The 17,604-nt window shown below is 55.1% G+C and carries 14 protein-coding genes; 5 read left to right on the top strand and 9 right to left on the bottom strand.

The window, feature by feature from the left end; genetic code table 11:
• The first annotated feature begins 14 nt into the window (after positions 1–14).
• From ldtD to KGP24_RS07940, 3 genes are all read left to right on the top strand, one after another.
• On the top strand, positions 15–1,838 hold the full coding sequence (gene ldtD / locus KGP24_RS07930) for a L,D-transpeptidase (RefSeq protein ID WP_223562936.1): 1,824 nt from the start codon (positions 15–17) through the stop codon (positions 1,836–1,838).
• 174 nt (positions 1,839–2,012) lie between these two features.
• Positions 2,013–2,564 carry a YcbK family protein gene (locus KGP24_RS07935; RefSeq protein ID WP_032639289.1) on the top strand — a complete coding sequence of 184 codons (552 nt, stop codon included), beginning with the start codon at positions 2,013–2,015 and terminating at the stop codon, positions 2,562–2,564.
• A 20-nt stretch (positions 2,565–2,584) separates the two neighbouring features.
• The gene (locus KGP24_RS07940) at positions 2,585–3,232 is read left to right on the top strand and encodes an MBL fold metallo-hydrolase (RefSeq protein ID WP_223562937.1); all 648 of its coding nucleotides are present in this window, start codon (positions 2,585–2,587) and stop codon (positions 3,230–3,232) included.
• Between the two features lie 48 nt (positions 3,233–3,280).
• On the opposite strand, the gene aspC is transcribed toward KGP24_RS07940, so the two are convergent.
• The 4 genes from aspC to pncB all read right to left on the bottom strand — a co-directional run bounded on the left by aspC (position 3,281) and on the right by pncB (position 9,165).
• The gene (gene aspC, locus KGP24_RS07945; RefSeq protein ID WP_223562938.1) at positions 3,281–4,471 is read right to left on the bottom strand and encodes an aspartate transaminase; all 1,191 of its coding nucleotides are present in this window, start codon (positions 4,469–4,471) and stop codon (positions 3,281–3,283) included.
• A 184-nt stretch (positions 4,472–4,655) separates the two neighbouring features.
• On the bottom strand, positions 4,656–5,789 hold the full coding sequence (locus tag KGP24_RS07950) for a porin (RefSeq protein WP_282454304.1): 1,134 nt from the start codon (positions 5,787–5,789) through the stop codon (positions 4,656–4,658).
• A 606-nt stretch (positions 5,790–6,395) separates the two neighbouring features.
• A complete protein-coding gene (gene asnS / locus KGP24_RS07955; protein WP_029739509.1) occupies positions 6,396–7,796 on the bottom strand; it encodes an asparagine--tRNA ligase in 1,401 nt (466 codons plus the stop codon).
• Positions 7,797–7,962: 166 nt separating this feature from the next.
• Entirely contained in the window at positions 7,963–9,165 is a 1,203-nt protein-coding gene (gene pncB / locus KGP24_RS07960) for a nicotinate phosphoribosyltransferase (RefSeq protein ID WP_223562939.1), read from the bottom strand.
• Between the two features lie 254 nt (positions 9,166–9,419).
• Between pncB and pepN the strand changes: the two genes are divergently transcribed.
• Positions 9,420–12,032, top strand: coding sequence for an aminopeptidase N (gene pepN / locus KGP24_RS07965; RefSeq protein WP_223562940.1), 2,613 nt, complete (start codon positions 9,420–9,422; stop codon positions 12,030–12,032).
• Between the two features lie 49 nt (positions 12,033–12,081).
• Here the strand turns inward: pepN and ssuB are convergent, their stop codons facing one another.
• The 5 genes from ssuB to ssuE are packed head-to-tail and all read right to left on the bottom strand — an operon-like array spanning position 12,082 to position 16,322.
• Positions 12,082–12,852, bottom strand: a complete 771-nt coding sequence (gene ssuB / locus KGP24_RS07970) for an aliphatic sulfonates ABC transporter ATP-binding protein (RefSeq protein WP_223562941.1) — start codon at positions 12,850–12,852, stop codon at positions 12,082–12,084.
• Positions 12,849–13,640, bottom strand: a complete 792-nt coding sequence (gene ssuC / locus KGP24_RS07975; RefSeq protein ID WP_223562942.1) for an aliphatic sulfonate ABC transporter permease SsuC — start codon at positions 13,638–13,640, stop codon at positions 12,849–12,851. Before ssuC ends, ssuB begins: the two co-directional genes overlap by 4 nt.
• Positions 13,641–13,649: 9 nt before the next feature.
• Complete coding sequence (ssuD, locus tag KGP24_RS07980) at positions 13,650–14,795, bottom strand: FMNH2-dependent alkanesulfonate monooxygenase (protein ID WP_223562943.1); 1,146 nt, start codon at positions 14,793–14,795, stop codon at positions 13,650–13,652.
• Entirely contained in the window at positions 14,792–15,754 is a 963-nt protein-coding gene (locus KGP24_RS07985; RefSeq protein ID WP_223562944.1) for a sulfonate ABC transporter substrate-binding protein, read from the bottom strand. The genes ssuD and KGP24_RS07985 overlap by 4 nt, the downstream gene beginning before the upstream one ends.
• Positions 15,747–16,322, bottom strand: a complete 576-nt coding sequence (gene ssuE / locus KGP24_RS07990) for an NADPH-dependent FMN reductase (protein WP_223562945.1) — start codon at positions 16,320–16,322, stop codon at positions 15,747–15,749. The genes KGP24_RS07985 and ssuE overlap by 8 nt, the downstream gene beginning before the upstream one ends.
• A 248-nt stretch (positions 16,323–16,570) precedes the next feature.
• Here ssuE and pyrD point away from each other — a divergent pair, with 248 nt between their 5' ends.
• Positions 16,571–17,581: a quinone-dependent dihydroorotate dehydrogenase gene (gene pyrD / locus KGP24_RS07995; RefSeq protein ID WP_223562946.1), complete on the top strand. Its 1,011-nt coding sequence runs from the start codon at positions 16,571–16,573 to the stop codon at positions 17,579–17,581.
• Positions 17,582–17,604 lie beyond the last annotated feature (23 nt).

Raw genomic sequence — 17,604 nt, forward strand, 5'->3', positions numbered from 1 at the left:
ACAGGGGGCAAGGGATGTTGCTAAAGAAAGAATGTGGTCGTCAGCTGTCTGCGCTGAGTTTATGCCTGGCAGTGATGTTTGCTCCGCTGTTAACCGCCCAGGCCGATGAGCCTGAAATTGTGCCGACTGACAGCTCGGCAACGACAGGTGCTCAGCCAACGTCGTTGTCCCAGCCGCTGGAGCAATCTCCGGCGACGGCGATCATGGCCGGTATTAAACCGCTGCCGGAAGGCATCGACGTCGAATCGCTCAGTCAGCAGCTGCAGTCGGAGCTGCCGTCAGGCTACACGCCTGTCTATATCAATCAGCTCACGCTCCTCTATGCTGCCCGCGATATGAAACCGATGTGGGAAAACCGCGATGCCGTGCGCGCCTTCCAGCAGCAGCTGGCAGAGGTCGCAATTGCCGGGTTTCAGCCGCAGTTTACAAAGTGGGTTGAGCTGTTAACCGATCCTGCCGTCACCGGGCAGGCGCGGGACGTGGTGCTTTCCGATGCCATGATGGGCTACCTGCAGTTCGTGGCGGGTATTCCGGTCAATGGCAACCGTTGGCTATACAGCGATAAGCCGTACAAGCTGGCGACGCCGGCGCTGTCGGTGATTAACCAATGGCAGTTAGCGCTGGATAACGGCGAACTGCCGCGCTTTATTGCCAGCCTCGCACCGGCGCATCCACAATATGCCACTCTGCACCAGTCGCTCCTCGCGCTGGTGGGGGACACGCGTCCATGGCCGCAAATGCGCGCTACCGCGACGCTGCGTCCGGGGCAGTGGAGCAGCGATGTGCCGGCCCTGCGCGAGATCCTGGTGCGTTCCGGTATTCTGGAAGGCGGGCCAAAGATTGCTCTCCCGGGTGATGATCCACAAAACGTCGCCGTCAGCCCGTCAGCTCCTGTGAAAGAGAAGAAAGCCGATGTCCTGAGCAGCAAACCTGCGGCTTACGATCGCGAGCTGGTTGCGGCCGTTAAGCAATTCCAGGCCGCTCAGGGGCTGGGGGCCGATGGCGTCATTGGCCAGACGACGCGCGACTGGCTGAACGTATCGCCTGCGCAGCGGGCAGGGGTGCTGGCGCTCAATATCCAGCGTTTGCGCCTGCTGCCGGGAACGCTCTCTACCGGGATTATGGTTAACATCCCGGCGTATTCCCTGGTCTATTATCAGGATGGTAGCGAAAAACTGGCGTCGCGCGTGATTGTCGGGCGTCCGGATCGTAAAACACCGATGATGAGCAGCGCGCTGAATAACGTGGTGGTTAACCCGCCGTGGAACGTACCGCCGACCCTGGCGCGAAAAGACATTCTGCCGAAGGTCTGGAACGATCCGGGCTATCTGGAACGTCATGGCTATACGGTGATGCGTGGATGGAACAGTAAAGAGGCCATCGACCCTTATATGGTCGACTGGTCGACGATCACTGCGTCGAATCTGCCGTTCCGTTTCCAGCAGGCTCCCGGGGCGCACAACTCTTTAGGGCGCTACAAATTCAATATGCCGAGTTCAGAAGCTATCTACCTGCACGATACGCCGAACCACAACCTGTTCCAGAAAGATACTCGCGCGCTGAGTTCTGGCTGCGTGCGAGTGAACAAAGCCTCTGAGCTGGCCAATATGCTGCTGCAGGATGCGGGCTGGAACGATACGCGCATCTCGGATGCCCTGAAACAGGGGGATACGCGTTACGTTAATATTCGCCACAATATTCCGGTCAATCTTTACTATCTGACGGCGTTTGTGGGCGAAGACGGACGTACCCAGTATCGTACAGATATTTACAATTATGATCTCACCGCGCGATCCGGCGCACAAATCTTGCCAAAAGCGGAACAATTAATCAGGTAAATGAAGTAGTTCGGGAAAAATGATTGTCGTAAGTTATGGTGAATAAGGGGCTATATCGCTGTAAGCCGCGTATTCACTGGGATTGGGCGCCTTGACGTACCTGGTTTTGCCAGTTAAGGTGCCCTTCGTGCGCTAAGCATATTACGATTTCTTTTACCTGTAGACCTGATTATCATGGACAAATTTGACGCTAATCGCCGCAAACTGCTGGCGTTAGGTGGTGTTGCGCTTGGCGCAGCGGCCATCCTGCCGACGCCAGCATTTGCCACCCTCTCGACACCTCGTCCGCGAGTTTTAACGCTCAACAATCTGCATACCGGTGAGTCGCTAAAAGCGGAGTTTTTCGATGGCAGAGGCTATATTCAGGATGAATTAGCAAGACTTAACCATTTTTTCCGTGATTTCCGCGCGAATAAAATAAAAGCCATCGATCCAGGACTGTTTGATCAGCTTTTCCGCCTTCAGGGCCTGCTGGGCACCAGCAAGCCGGTGCAGCTCATCTCTGGCTATCGCTCGATTGATACCAATAATGAACTGCGCGCCCACAGTCGCGGGGTAGCGAAAAAAAGCTATCACACGAAGGGACAGGCAATGGATTTCCATATTGAAGGCGTTTCGTTAGCCAATATTCGCAAAGCCGCGTTATCTATGCGCGCAGGTGGTGTAGGATATTACCCCAGCAGCAACTTTGTGCATATTGATACCGGTCCGGTTCGGCACTGGTAATAACGAAACACAGGAGCAGTATGAACTATCGTATTATTCCGGTTACCGCGTTCTCGCAGAATTGTTCATTGATCTGGTGCGAACAGACTAAACTGGCCGCGCTTGTCGATCCCGGCGGTGACGCTGAGAAAATCAAGCAGGAAGTCGCAGCAAGCGGCGTCACGCTGATGCAGATTTTGCTCACTCATGGTCATCTTGACCATGTAGGTGCTGCGGCTGAACTGGCTGAACACTACGGTGTGCCGGTGATCGGCCCGGAAAAAGAAGATGAGTTCTGGCTGCAGGGATTACCCGCCCAAAGCCGCATGTTTGGCCTTGATGAGTGTCAGTCCCTGACGCCCGATCGCTGGCTGAACGAAGGAGAGAGCGTTAGCGTAGGGAATGTGACTTTACAGGTGTTGCATTGTCCTGGGCATACGCCAGGCCATATCGTCTTCTTTGATGACCAGTCCCGTCTGCTGATTTCCGGCGATGTGATCTTCAAAGGTGGCGTAGGACGTAGCGATTTTCCGCGCGGCGACCACGGGCAGCTGATTCAGTCGATTAAACAAAAGTTATTGCCGCTGGGTGATGACGTTACGTTTATCCCTGGACACGGTCCTAAGTCAACGCTGGGCTATGAACGGCTCCATAATCCGTTCCTTCAGGATGAAATGCCTGTCTGGTAACCCGCATAAAAAAAGCCTGCATAACGCAGGCTTTTTTATAGGCGCAAATTACAGTACGGCGACAATCGCTTCGCACAGCGGCGCCATGTTGTCAGGCGTCATGCCTGCAACGTTCACGCGGCCAGACGCCACGGCGTACACGCCGAACTCTTCACGCAGACGTAGAACCTGCTCTTTGGTCAGGCCGCTGAAAGAGAACATGCCGTTCTGTTTGATGATAAAGCTGAAGTCGCGGTCCGCGCCTTTCTCCGCCAGGGTGTTCACAAACAGCAGGCGCATGCGCTGAATGCGCTGACGCATATCGTTCAGCTCTTGTTCCCAGATGGCGCGCAGCGCATCGTTGCTCAGGATAGTCGCAACGACAGATGCACCGTGTGCCGGCGGGTTAGAGTAGTTAGCGCGGATAACGGATTTCATCTGGCTGAACGCGCGATCGACGGTCTCTTCGTTAGCTGCAACCAGCGTACAGGCGCCTACGCGCTCATTGTACAGACCGAAGTTCTTGGAATAGGAACTCGCCACGATCAGCTCCTGATGCACGGCTGCGAACGCGCGCAGGCCTTCGGCATCTTCTTCCAGACCACGGGCGAAGCCCTGGTAGGCAAAGTCAAACAGCGGCAGCCAGCCTTTTTCAACGGACAGCTTCGCCAGGTGTTGCCACTGCTCAAGCGTCGGATCGATACCGGTTGGGTTGTGGCAGCAGCCGTGGAACAGTACCACGTCACCTGACTGTGCTTCGCTCAGGCTCGCCAGCAGGCCGTCAAAGTCGAGAGAGTGGTTTGCCGCGTCGTAGTAGGCGTATTCACGCACTTCCAGACCCGCAGAGTTAAACACGCTCTTGTGGTTTGGCCAGCTTGGGTTGCTCACCCAGACACGCTTAACAGAGGTGTTTTTCGCAAGGAAATCCGCCGCCACGCGCAGCGCACCGGTACCGCCTGGGGTCTGTGCTGTACGGGCACGTTTGTCACTCACAATTGCGCTACCTTTACCGAACAGCAGCTCCTGGGTGCAGCGACCAAATTCAGGGATACCATCGATACCGAGGTAGTTTTTGGTGGTTTCGTTTTCCAGCAGATACTGCTCAGCTTTCTTAACGCTGGTCAGTACCGGAGTTTTGCCGGTTTCATCTTTATATACACCAATACCCAGGTTGATTTTGCCAGGGCGGTCGTCGGCACGAAACAGATCGGCCAGGCCCAGAATAGGGTCGGCAGGAGCGGCGGTAATGTTCTCAAACATGACGAAGTTCCATTGTGATTACAGAAGTGAAATCCGCTATCAGGTTAACGGTAGATTTACAAAATGCCAACCGTTTGCGACGAAAAGCGTGCGGCTTTTCAAAAGTCGCCATTATTTTCTGTCACGCATAAAAAAACAGGGCCGAAGCCCTGTTCATTAAGCATATAACAAAGTGGTGTACTGATTAGAACTGGTAAACAGCAGCCAGACCAACCTGGTCGTCGGTACCAACCCAGCCGCCGCCAGTGCGCTTGGCCTGATCTTCGTCGATCAGGTTGATGCGGTAGTCAGCAGACACGTTGAAGTTTTTGTTGAAGTAGTAAGTAGCACCAACTTCAACGTATTTAGCCAGATCTGCATCGCCGCCAGATACGGTGTTCAGGTTTTTACCTTTACTCTGGACGTAGGACAGGGATGGACGCAGACCGAAGTCGAACTGGTACTGAGCGATAACTTCGAAGTTCTGGGTTTTGTTCGCTACGTTGAACACGTCACCAGAATCATCAGGAGTGTTGGAACCGGTGGTGTTAGCCAGGAGGCTCATATTGCGGGTTTCTGCGTATACAGCAGCCAGATACAGGCTGTTTGCATCGTATTTACCGCCAATTGCCCATGCTTCGGCTTTGTCGCCTTTACCATCGGCCTTCTGGTCAAGAGTACGGTTAGCATTGCTGTACGCGCCAGTCAGAGCAAAGCCACTGCCGAAGTCATAAGCTACAGAGTAACCAACACCGTCGCCATTCGCACGACGCAGGTCAGCGCGTTCGTTTTTAGCCTGGTACTGGAGACCGAAGCTCAGACCATCAACCAGACCAAAGAAATCGTTGTTACGGTAGGTCAGCAGGCCAGTAGAACGGCTAGTCATGTAGTTATCAACATTGCCACCGCCCCATGTTTCGCCGGACCAGGTTGGCGCCATGTCGGTGTAGGATTCTACATCGTATACGATGCCGTAGTTACGACCGTAGTCGAGGCTGCCAGCGTCAGCCATTTTCAGGCCAGCGAAAGCCAGACGAGTACGAGTAGAGTTGTTTGCAGACTGTTCGCCTTCCGCAGAGCTGGCCAGTGCACGGTATTCCCACTGACCATAACCGGTCAGTTGGTCGTTGATCTGAGTTTCGCCTTTGAAACCGATCTGTGCATAAGTTGAATCTGAGTTGTTGGTGTTATCGCCATTGGTAACGAAGTCACGCTCAGCATTAACTTTTCCGTACAGATCCAGCTTGTTGCCGTTCTTGTTATAGATTTCTGCAGCGTTAGCTGCACCAGCTACCAGCAGAGCAGGGATAACCACTGCCAGAATATTGCGCTTCATCATTATTTATTACCCTCATTGGTTTTTTTATGACACTCGCCACTGCCGTCAATAAATTCTGTCAATAAATATTTCCGGAACTATTGATGAGAGTTTGGTGTCTTTATGTGTCTGACAGGCATCTTTCCATTCGGCGAAGCGTTTCGCTAGCCTGAAAGTACTACAATTCTCAAGATTAAGTAACCAAAAGAAAATATATGTAACTAAGTATGTATTTTTGGGAACTTTGTGAACCACCTCAAACTTCAGAACACCCTGGCGAATTAAACAACAAAACCTATCCTATATATATGAAATCCTTATGATTAATTGAGATAAAGGCGATTCGTATAAACAGACCTTAAACGGCTCGTTTTTTCTTATGTCTGTGAAAGGCCTTCCGGATGGCTGTAAAAGTGGTTGAAATTTGTGCTATCGCCTGAGGGTGTAATAATCGCAATAAGAATGGGGTTTATTTTTTGTGGCTGGATATTTCGCGGAAACAAAACGTAACAGGTAGTGGTTGTGACGGGGTTAAGGTTTAAAGATGCTGACTTTGCGCTGACGAAAACTGACAATGCAGAATAAAATAATGGCCAGCATCTGCTGGCCATTTTAGTCTTTTAGCGATTAGAAGCTGGCGTTACGCGGAGTACGTGGGAACGGGATCACGTCGCGTACGTTCTGAACACCGGTAACGTAGGCAATCAGACGCTCGAAGCCCAGGCCAAAACCGGCGTGCGGTACGGTACCGTAACGGCGCAGATCGCGGTACCAGCTGTAGTCAGCGGGGTTGAGCCCCATCTCTTCCATACGCGCGTCCAGCACGTCAAGACGTTCTTCACGCTGAGAGCCACCGATGATTTCACCAATGCCCGGCGCCAGAACGTCCATCGCTGCCACGGTTTTACCGTCTTCGTTAAGGCGCATATAGAAGGCCTTAATGTCTTTCGGGTAGTTTTTAACGACAACCGGCGCTTTGAAATGTTTCTCGGCCAGATAGCGTTCGTGCTCAGACGCCAGGTCAACGCCCCAGTAAACCGGGTTCTCGAACGTCTCACCGCATTTCTCGAGGATCGCCACCGCGTCGGTATAGTCCACCTGCGCAAAGTCGGCAGAGACGAAGCGTTCAAGACGCGCCACAGCATCGCTGTCTACGCGCTCGGCGAAGAATTTCATGTCGTCAGGACGCTCTTCCAGCACCGCTTTGAAGACATACTTCAGCATCGCTTCCGCCAGACCCGCAACATCGTCCAGGTCGGCGAACGCCACTTCAGGCTCCAGCATCCAGAATTCCGCCAGGTGACGGCTGGTGTTGGAGTTTTCGGCACGGAAGGTAGGGCCGAAGGTGTAGATTTTAGACAGCGCACAGGCGTACGTTTCGCCGTTGAGCTGACCGGATACGGTCAGGAAGGCCTCTTTACCAAAGAAGTCTTTGTCATAGTCCACTTTACCTTCCGGCGTGCGCGGCAGGTTTTCCATGTCCAGCGTTGAAACGCGGAACATCTCACCCGCACCTTCCGTATCGGACGCGGTGATCAGTGGGGTAGACACCCAGAAATAACCCTGCTCATCGAAGAAACGATGCAGCGCTTGCGCCAGCGTATGACGCACGCGCGCCACCGCACCAATCAGGTTGGTACGCGGACGCAGGTGGGCGACTTCACGCAGATATTCGATGCTGTGGCGTTTTGCCGCCATCGGATAGGTGTCCGGATCTTCAACCCAGCCGGTGACTTCAATCGCAGAAGCCTGAATTTCGAAGCTCTGGCCCTGGCCCGGGGATGCCACAACCACGCCGGTAACAATGACGGAACAACCTGTTGTCAGGCGCAGAACGTCATCATTGTAATTGGGCAGAGAATTATTAATGACGGCCTGTACAGGATCAAAGCAGGAACCGTCATAGACGGCAAGGAAGGAGATGCCAGCTTTAGAATCTCGGCGGGTACGCACCCATCCGCGCACGGTGACTTCCTGGTCAACGGCGACACGGCCCTGGAGTACGTCGGCTACAGGCACAACGCTCATAATATTCTCTCTGTTAATAGTCGGAAAAAATAAACACTTGTCCACCCTTATGGGGGGATATCTATGTTACCTGCCATCCGCTATCAGACAAGTAAATTTCGCAGTCAAAAGAGAAGAATTGAGAAATAAATAAGGAGAAGGGAGCCATAAAGGCTCCCTTAAGCGCTTAACTGGCTTTTTTGATCAAGGGGAGATCGAACGCTTTGCGCAATGCGCGGACAAACGCTTTGTCATGGCAGATGGTTTTACCCGGGCTGTCGGAGAGTTTTGCCACCGGCTTGCCGTTACATTCCACCAGCTTAATCACGATATTCAGAGGTTTCACCTGAGGAATATCACAGGTCAAACGGGTACCAATCCCGAAGCTCAGGTTCACACGGGTGCTGAAATGGCGATAGAGGTCGACCGCTTTCGCCAGGTCGAGATTATCCGAGAAGACCAGCACCTTGCTCATCGGGTCAATGCCAAGTTTTTGGTAATGGGCAATGGCCTTCTCGCCCCATTCAACCGGATCCCCGGAGTCGTGGCGTAACCCCTGGTAACGTTCAGCGAACTCGGGACCAAAGTCGCGCAGGAAGGCATCCATCGTAATACAGTCGGTGAGGGCGATCCCGAGCTGATTCGGGTACTCCTCAAGCCATGCGGCCAGTGCTGCGCGCTGGCTGTTAGCCAAATCGGGGCTGATCTGCTGATGCGCCTGGAACCACTCGTGCGCCTGGGTACCCATTGGCGTCAGGCTGAGGCGACGGGCCAGATCGTAGTTACTGGTGCCCACGAACCACGGCTCCCGCTGCAGACGTTTAACGATGGCCTCCTGAACGTCACGCGAAAAACGGCGCCGCGTACCAAAGTCCATCAGGCGGAAGCGGGACATATCCAGCCCTGCGGTCAGCGTGGAGAAGTCAGCGAGTTTGTTTTCCAGCGCGGCGACGGCCTGCTCGACGCTCGTTTCCGGCGAACGATAGCGGTGAGCCAGTTCACTGATCACCGCCAGAAGCGGTACTTCCCACATGATCACTTCCCGCCACGGACCTTCAAGGCGAATATCCAGCTTGCCGTTATCGTTAAGCACGGTGACCTGCTCCGGCTTATAGCGGAAATCGCGCAGCCAGTTCAGGTAGTCGGTTTTGAAGAAAGGCAGGCCGGAAAGCCACTGATATTCCTCGTCCTGCAGCGTCAGATGCTGCATCGCATCGACCTGTTCACGAATGGCGTCTGCGTAGATACCGAGCAAGTCGTCGCCACGACAGCGGAATTCCGCCGCGACATGAACGTCATAGTAATGGTGGAAAACGGCTTGCTGCATATGCAGTTTATACGCGTCGGTATCCAGCAACGTATGCAGAACTGGAGAAGCGAATTGAGTCATAGGTGCGCAGTAGCATCCTCTCACAGGAGCGTTTAGTACAATAAACAACTCCGGAGTATACCTTGTTTAGTGATTTATTGAACCCCGATCACAACATAAGCGCGTTTTATGGTCGAGGGCATTTTGTGCCCCGTGTTATACAAATGTAGCAAAAAAAGGTTTTGACCCTGAAAAGATGAACATTCTGCATAGCGCGATTTGCGCAACAGGAATATATTGAAACGTTACTCGACAAACGATGCATAAGGTTTTCTATGACACAACAGCCACAAGCCAAATACCGCCACGACTACCGTGCGCCGGATTACCTGATTAGCGAAATCGATCTGACTTTTGACCTGGATGCCACTAAAACCGTTGTCACGGCAGTGAGCCAGGTTACGCGCCATAGCGCAACTGCGGTGCCGCTGCGTCTGGATGGTGAAGACCTGACGCTGGTCTCCCTGCATATTAATGATGAAGCCTGGTCGGACTATAAGGAAGAAAACAACCAGCTGGTCATCGACAACCTGCCGGAACAGTTTACGCTGCGCATCGTGAATGAAATCAGCCCAGCCGCCAACACCGCGCTGGAAGGGCTTTACCAGTCGGGCGTGGCGCTGTGTACCCAGTGTGAAGCGGAAGGGTTCCGCCACATTACGTGGTATCTCGACCGTCCGGACGTCCTGGCGCGCTTCACCACCAAAATCATCGCCGATAAAACCCTGTATCCCTTCCTGCTCTCCAACGGTAACCGCGTAGGCGAAGGCGAGCTGGAGAATGGCCGTCACTGGGTGCAGTGGCAGGATCCCTTCCCGAAACCGTGCTACCTTTTTGCGCTGGTGGCGGGGGACTTCGACGTGCTGCGCGACACCTTCAAAACGCGCTCAGGCCGCGAAGTGGCGCTGGAGCTGTTTGTTGACCGCGGCAACCTGGACCGCGCGCCGTGGGCGATGACCTCGCTCATCAACTCCATGAAGTGGGACGAAGAGCGCTTCGGCCTCGAATATGACCTCGACATCTATATGATCGTCGCCGTTGATTTCTTCAACATGGGCGCAATGGAGAACAAAGGCCTTAACGTCTTTAACTCCAAATACGTGCTGGCGCGTACCGATACCGCAACCGACAAAGACTACCTCGATATCGAACGCGTTATCGGCCACGAATATTTCCACAACTGGACCGGTAACCGCGTCACCTGCCGCGACTGGTTCCAGCTGAGCCTGAAAGAGGGCCTGACCGTCTTCCGTGACCAGGAGTTCAGCTCCGATCTCGGTTCACGCGCGGTGAACCGCATCAACAACGTGCGTACCATGCGTGGACTACAGTTTGCGGAAGATGCCAGCCCAATGGCGCACCCGATCCGCCCAGATAAAGTCATCGAGATGAACAACTTCTACACCCTGACGGTGTACGAGAAGGGCGCTGAAATTATCCGCATGATCCACACCCTGCTGGGCGAGGAGAACTTCCAGAAAGGCATGCAGCTGTACTTCGAGCGTCATGACGGCAGCGCGGCCACCTGCGACGACTTTGTGCAGGCGATGGAAGATGCCTCTAATGTCGATCTCTCTCACTTCCGCCGCTGGTACAGCCAGGCCGGGACGCCAGTTGTCACCGTCAAAGACGATTACAATCCGGAAACCGAGCAGTACACCCTGACCATCAGCCAGCGCACGCCGCCGACGGCAGAGCAGGAAGAGAAATATCCGCTGCATATTCCGTTCAGCATTGAGCTGTACGATAACGAAGGCAAAGTCATCCCGCTCCAGAAGGGCGGCCACCCGGTACACCACGTGCTGAACGTGACCCAGGCCGAGCAGACCTTTATCTTCGATAACGTCTACTTCCAGCCGGTGCCTGCGCTGCTGTGTGAATTTTCCGCGCCGGTGAAGCTGGAATACAAGTGGAGCGATCAGCAGCTGACGTTCCTGATGCGTCACGCGCGTAACGATTTCTCCCGCTGGGACGCGGCGCAAAGCCTGCTGGCAACCTACATTAAGATCAACGTAAACCGTCATCAGCAGGGTCAGCCGCTGTCGCTGCCTGTCCATGTGGCTGACGCGTTCCGCGCGATCCTGCTGGATGAGAAGATTGACCCGGCGCTGGCCGCTGAAATTCTGACTCTGCCATCTGCAACTGAAATTGCGGAGTTGTTCGAGATTATCGATCCGATCGCGATCGTGGCGGTGCGTGAAGCGCTGACCCGTACGCTGGCTGCTGAACTGGCGGACGAGTTCCTCGCCATTTATAACGCCAACAAGCTTGACGCTTATCGCGTTGAGCACGCGGACATTGGTAAACGTTCTCTGCGTAATACCTGCCTGCGCTATCTGGCGTTTGGTGAAACTGAACTGGCGAACACCCTGGTGAGCAAGCAGTATCACGAAGCGGATAACATGACCGACGCGCTGGCCGCACTGGGCGCAAGCGTTGCCGCCGAACTGCCGTGCCGCGATGCGCTGATGCAGGAGTACGACGACAAGTGGCATCAGGATGGCCTGGTGATGGACAAGTGGTTCATCCTGCAGGCGACCAGCCCGGCGGCCGATGCGCTCAGCAACGTGCGCAGCCTGCTGAAGCATCGTTCCTTTACCCTGAGCAACCCAAACCGCGTGCGCTCGCTGATTGGCGCGTTTGCCAGCAGCAACCCGGCCGCATTCCATGCCGAAGACGGCAGCGGTTATCAGTTCATGGTGGAAATGCTGACCGAGCTGAACAGCCGTAATCCGCAGGTGGCGTCGCGTCTGATAGAGCCGCTGATCCGTCTGAAACGCTACGATGAGAAGCGTCAGGCGAAGATGCGTGCCGCGCTTGAGCAGCTGAAAGGGCTGGAAAACCTGTCTGGCGATCTGTACGAGAAGATTGCTAAAGCGTTAGCGTAATAAAAATTAACCCACCCTCTCCCTGTGGGAGAGGGCCGGGGTGAGGGCATCAGGCATTAGCCTTAGCTCGTTCTAACTCCGTCCCCCCTCGCTTCATCACCCGATCCAACACTTCAGCTTCCAGCTCCGCCAGTCTTGCCGAGCCCACGCGACGAGGCCGCGGAAGATCCACCGTCAGATCCAGACCTATTTTCCCGTCCTCTATTAACAGCACCCGGTCAGCCATCGCGACGGCCTCGCTCACGTCATGCGTCACCAGCAGTACCGTAAAGCCGTGCGCCTGCCACAGGGAGCCAATCAAATCCTGCATTTCGATCCGCGTCAGAGCGTCGAGCGCGCCGAGCGGTTCATCAAGCAACAGCAGGCCAGGACGGTGAATCAACGCTCGTGCAAGCGCCACGCGCTGCTTCTGCCCACCAGAGAGGGCAGCAGGCCATTCACCCGCACGATTTTCCAGCCCAACGGCGGCCAGCGCCTGGCGGGCTTCATCCCGCCAGCTGCCCTTAAGACCGAGCCCGACATTGTCGATAACCGATTTCCACGGCAGCAGACGCGCATCCTGAAACATCATGCGGGTATCGTCCTGAATATTCGAAAGCGGCGTTGTTCCTGCCAGAATGTCGCCGCTGTTGGGGGCTTCCAGTCCGGCCAGAAGCCGTAGCAGCGTACTCTTGCCGCCGCCGCTGCGCCCGACGACGGCCACAAATTGTCCAGCGGGAATGTGCAGATCCAGCCCGTTAAGAATGGTGTTTTCGCCGTAGCGTTTGGTCACGCCGTTCAGCAGTAACGGCGTTCCCTGGTTCAGTCGTGCAGTATTCATGCTTTCGCCTCCTGAAGGGTGTAGGCCGGGTTCCAGCGCAGCCAGCTGCGCTCCAGCCACTGGGCGCTAACGTCGGCGAGTTTGCCGAGCAGGGCATACAGAATGATGGCAACCACCACCACGTCCGTTTGCAGGAACTCGCGGGCGTTCATCGCCAGGTAGCCTATGCCTGAGTTGGCCGAGATGGTCTCCGCCACAATCAGCGTCAGCCACATCAGGCCGAGCGCAAAACGCACCCCGACCATAATGGAGGGCAGGGCGCCAGGCAGAATCACGTGAATAAAGAGGGAAAAACCCGATAAGCCGTAGCTGCGCGCCATCTCCACCAGACCGTGATCGATGTTGCGGATGCCGTGCCAGGTATTGATGTAAATCGGAAACAATGTGCCCAGCGCCACGAGGAAGATCTTGGCGCTCTCATCAATTCCAAACCACAGGATAACCAGCGGGATCAGCGCCAGATGCGGCACGTTGCGCAGCATCTGAATGGAGGTATCCAGCAGCCGCTCGCCCCAGCGGGAAAGGCCGCTGATCAGGCCCAGAACCAGACCGATGCTGCCGCCGATGGAAAACCCAATCACGGCGCGCCAGGAGCTGATCGCCAGATGCTGCCACAGCTCGCCGCTCACGCTCAGCGACCAGAACGCTTCTACGACGCCCTCCGGAGAGGGCAGAATGCGGCTCGACAGCCAGCCGGTGGACGACGCGAGCTGCCAGAGAGCCACAATGCCGACGGGTAAAAACCACGGCGCGGCGCGCAGCAGCCATTTTTGTGAGGTGGCAGACATGGTCACTCCTTAGCTCTGTGCGGCTTTGCGTGGAATAAACTCGTTCGCCACGGCTTCGCCCTGCAGCTGAAGCCGCTGCGGCTGCGGAATTTCCGGAATGGCAACATCCAGATGCGGGAACAACAGCTCGCCCACCTTGTACGCCTCTTCGAGATGCGGATAACCGGAGAGAATAAAGCTGTCGATGCCCAGCTCAGCGTATTCGTTGATACGTGCAGCTACGGTCGGTCCGTCGCCGACCAGCGCCGTACCCGCACCGCCGCGCACCAGGCCGACGCCCGCCCACAGGTTTGGGCTGATCTCCAGGTTCTCGCGCTTGCCGTTGTGCAGGGACGCCATCCGGTGCTGCCCGACGGAGTCGGTTTTGGCAAACGCGGCCTGTGCTTTGGCGATGGTCTCATCGTCCAGGTGCGAGATCAGGCGGTCGGCGGCCTGCCAGGCCTCATCATTGGTTTCACGCACAATCACGTGCAGGCGAATACCGAAGCGCACCTTGCGGCCATGGGCGGCCGCCTTAGCGCGTACCTGGGCAATTTTTTCTTTCACCAGCTCAGGCGGTTCGCCCCAGGTCAGATAGAGATCGACCTGCTCTGCCGCCAGATCCTGGGCCACATCCGACGACCCGCCAAAGTAAAGAGGAGGACGCGGCTGCTGCACCGGGGGGAAGTAGAGCTTCGCGTCGCGAACGTGAATATGCTTGCCTTCAAAGGTGACGGTTTCCCCTTCCAGCAGACGTCGCCAGACGTGGGTGAACTCGGCGGAGGCTTCGTAGCGTTCGGTATGGTCGAGGAACACGCCGTCGCCCGCCAGCTCCTGCGGATCGCTGCCCGTTACCAGGTTAAACAGGGCACGGCCGTTGGACAGTCTGTCCAGCGTTGCCGCCTGACGCGCCGCCACGGTAGGCGAGACCACGCTCGGGCGTAACGCAACCAGGAACTTCAGACGCTGGGTGACCGGAATCATCGACGCGGCGACCAGCCAGGCATCTTCACATGAGCGTCCGGTCGGGATCAGCACACCGGTGAAACCGATTCGGTCCGCCGCCTGCGCAATCTGCTGCAGGTAGCCGTGGTCAACCGGGCGCGAGCCCTCTTCTGTACCAAGATAGTGTCCATCACCGTGGGTGGGTAAAAACCAGAAAAGATTCAGACTCATGATTTAGCTCCTTCTTTGCCTGCGGGCTGCCAGATACGTTCACGAATATCCACCTGCTTAGGAACCAGGTGATTTTGATAGAAGAGGTCAGCGGTTTGTTGCTGAAGCGCGGCGACGTGGGCGTCTACGGGCGTAATGGTGGTCGGCGGACGGTGGTTGAGATAGCTCGCGATCACCGGCTCAGGTAAGCCCATGGTTTTCGCCAGCAGGGCAATGCTCTCCTGACGCTGGCTCTGGGTCAGCGCATCGGCCTGGGTAAAGGTATCCAGTACGCCCTGGATAAATGCGCCGTTCTTTTCCGCATAAGGACGCGCGGCCAGATAGAACGAGCCGGTCTGTTTCAGCGTGGTGCCGTCTTTCAATACGCGAACACCGCCCTGCAGTAATGCGGCTGAGTAGTACGGATCCCAGATGGCCCAGGCATCAACGTTCTTCTGCTGGAACGCGGCGCGCGCGTCGGCAGGCGTCAGATAAACGGGCTGAATGTCGGTGAACTTGAGCCCGGCTTCTTGCAGGGCGCGCAGCAGCAGGTTGTGTGAGCTGGAACCTTTCTGAAAAGCCACTTTATGCCCTTTGAGGTCGGCGACGCTTTTAATGTCGCTGTTTTCAGGCACCAGAATCACTTCGGCTTTCGGTTTGGGCGGCTCAACGCCAACATAGACAAGGTCCGCTCCCGCCGCCTGGGCGAATATCGGCGGAATATCCCCCGTGCTGCCAATATCGATACTGCCGACGTTCAGGGCCTCCAGCATCTGCGGGCCAGCCGGGAACTCCACCCAGGAGAATTTGGTATCCGGGAAGCGTTTCTCCAGAAGCTGGTGGCTTTTCGCCAGCACCATGCTGACGCTGCCTTTCTGATAGCCAATGCGCAAACTCTCCGGAGCCGTTTCTGCGGCATGTGCCAGCGAGGTAAGCGCCATCAAACCTGCCAGTCCGATACGGGTTAAGGTTTTAAACATGTGCGACTCCTTGAAGCTGAGCAAACGCCGGGGCCTGGATATCCCTGCGGTGCAGAGCGTGCCAGAAGGTTTCCAGGGCAGTATCGAGGCGGGTTTGCAGGTTCGGCGTAAAATGAGGTTTATGTTGATAGTCGATAACCTGGGAGTCATCGGCGAAAACGCCGTGGAGGATCTCCTGCGCTTTCAACGCGTTCAGCACCGGCTTCAGGGCGTAATCCACGGCCAGTAAATGGGCCACGGTACCGCCCGTAGCCAGCGGCAGCACGACTTTGCCGTCCAGGGCGCGTTCCGGGAGCAGATCGAGCAGGGTTTTCAGCGCCCCGGAAAAAGAGGCTTTATAAATGGGCGTTGCCACAATTAAGCCGTCAGCGCCGTTAAGCTGCTCGATGAGCGTTTTAAGCGCAGGGCTGTCGAAACGGGCATAGAGCAGATCTTCAGGTTCGAAGTTATGCAGGTTCCAGTGGCACACTTCCACATCCAGGGCATTGAGTTTTTCGCGGGCATATTCCAGCAGGGCGCTGGAGCGCGAAGGGAATCGTGGACTTCCGGCCAGGGTAATGACGCGCATACTTCCTCCTTATAACCAATTGTTTGCTTTTATCTAACATTCATAACAATTTTCAGGAGTGTGACACCGCGCGGTTATTCCGCTAAATGATTTATCTGCAATTAAAATGCGAAAAAGTGCATAACAAATAGACAGGGAGGTAAACGATTGCGTTTTACGCTGATTTTTTGCCGCAGGTCAATTCCCTTTCGCGCGTGGATCGCCCATAATCCCCTCCCGGTTTGCACACCGGGAATCCAGGAGAGTTCATGTACTACCCCTTCGTTCGTAAAGCCCTTTTCCAGCTCGACCCTGAGCGCGCTCATGAATTTACATTCCAGCAATTGCGTCGTATTACCGGAACGCCTCTGGCCGCTCTGGTGCGTCAGAATGTGCCGGAAAAACCCGTGCAGTGCATGGGTCTGACCTTTAAAAATCCGCTGGGTCTGGCGGCTGGTCTGGACAAAAATGGCGAGTGCATTGATGCCCTGGGCGCGATGGGCTTTGGCTCTATTGAAATCGGTACCGTCACGCCACGCCCGCAGCCGGGGAATGACAAGCCGCGCCTGTTTCGCCTGGTTGAAGCCGAAGGGCTGATCAACCGCATGGGCTTTAATAATCTAGGTGTTGATCACCTTGTTGAGAACGTAAAAAAAGCTCATTTTGACGGGATATTAGGCATCAATATCGGCAAAAATAAAGACACGCCAGTCGAACAGGGTAAAGATGACTATCTGATTTGTATGGAAAAAGTCTACGCCTATGCCGGTTATATTGCGGTGAATATTTCATCACCCAATACCCCGGGGCTGCGCTCTTTACAATATGGCGAAGCGCTGGACGATCTTCTGAGTGCCATTAAAAATAAACAAAATGAACTTCAGACGATCCACCATAAATATGTTCCGGTCGCGGTTAAGATCGCCCCGGATCTTTCTCCCGAAGAATTGATCCAGGTTGCCGACAGTTTGGTTCGCCATAATATTGATGGTGTGATTGCAACCAATACCACCCTCGATCGTTCCCTCGTGCAGGGAATGAAAAACTGTGACGAAGCGGGTGGGTTAAGTGGACGTCCGGTACAATTAAAAAGCACTGAAATTATTCGCGCCCTGTCTGCTGAATTAAAAGGACGTCTTCCGATTATTGGCGTCGGCGGCATTGACTCGGTGATTGCTGCGCGTGAGAAAATGGCAGAGGGTGCGTCACTGGTGCAGATTTATTCCGGCTTTATTTTTAAAGGACCACCGCTGATTAAAGAAATCGTTACTCATATCTAATCTTTTCTCTTAATCAGACAACC

This window comes from Enterobacter sp. JBIWA008, from assembly GCF_019968765.1.
Taxonomy (GTDB): domain Bacteria; phylum Pseudomonadota; class Gammaproteobacteria; order Enterobacterales; family Enterobacteriaceae; genus Enterobacter.

What these genes read in the sequence shown, in the direction of transcription:
- asnS (WP_029739509.1), bottom strand. Translation starts at nt 7,796, where the DNA reads ATGAGCGTTGTGCCTGTAGCCGACGTACTCCAGGGCCGTGTCGCCGTT.
- pepN (WP_223562940.1), top strand. Translation starts at nt 9,420, where the DNA reads ATGACACAACAGCCACAAGCCAAATACCGCCACGACTACCGTGCGCCG.
- pyrD (WP_223562946.1), top strand. Translation starts at nt 16,571, where the DNA reads ATGTACTACCCCTTCGTTCGTAAAGCCCTTTTCCAGCTCGACCCTGAG.
- aspC (WP_223562938.1), bottom strand. Translation starts at nt 4,471, where the DNA reads ATGTTTGAGAACATTACCGCCGCTCCTGCCGACCCTATTCTGGGCCTG.
- ssuD (WP_223562943.1), bottom strand. Translation starts at nt 14,795, where the DNA reads ATGAGTCTGAATCTTTTCTGGTTTTTACCCACCCACGGTGATGGACAC.
- pncB (WP_223562939.1), bottom strand. Translation starts at nt 9,165, where the DNA reads ATGACTCAATTCGCTTCTCCAGTTCTGCATACGTTGCTGGATACCGAC.
- KGP24_RS07950 (WP_282454304.1), bottom strand. Translation starts at nt 5,789, where the DNA reads ATGATGAAGCGCAATATTCTGGCAGTGGTTATCCCTGCTCTGCTGGTA.
- KGP24_RS07985 (WP_223562944.1), bottom strand. Translation starts at nt 15,754, where the DNA reads ATGTTTAAAACCTTAACCCGTATCGGACTGGCAGGTTTGATGGCGCTT.
- ldtD (WP_223562936.1), top strand. Translation starts at nt 15, where the DNA reads ATGTTGCTAAAGAAAGAATGTGGTCGTCAGCTGTCTGCGCTGAGTTTA.
- ssuC (WP_223562942.1), bottom strand. Translation starts at nt 13,640, where the DNA reads ATGTCTGCCACCTCACAAAAATGGCTGCTGCGCGCCGCGCCGTGGTTT.
- ssuB (WP_223562941.1), bottom strand. Translation starts at nt 12,852, where the DNA reads ATGAATACTGCACGACTGAACCAGGGAACGCCGTTACTGCTGAACGGC.
- KGP24_RS07935 (WP_032639289.1), top strand. Translation starts at nt 2,013, where the DNA reads ATGGACAAATTTGACGCTAATCGCCGCAAACTGCTGGCGTTAGGTGGT.
- ssuE (WP_223562945.1), bottom strand. Translation starts at nt 16,322, where the DNA reads ATGCGCGTCATTACCCTGGCCGGAAGTCCACGATTCCCTTCGCGCTCC.
- KGP24_RS07940 (WP_223562937.1), top strand. Translation starts at nt 2,585, where the DNA reads ATGAACTATCGTATTATTCCGGTTACCGCGTTCTCGCAGAATTGTTCA.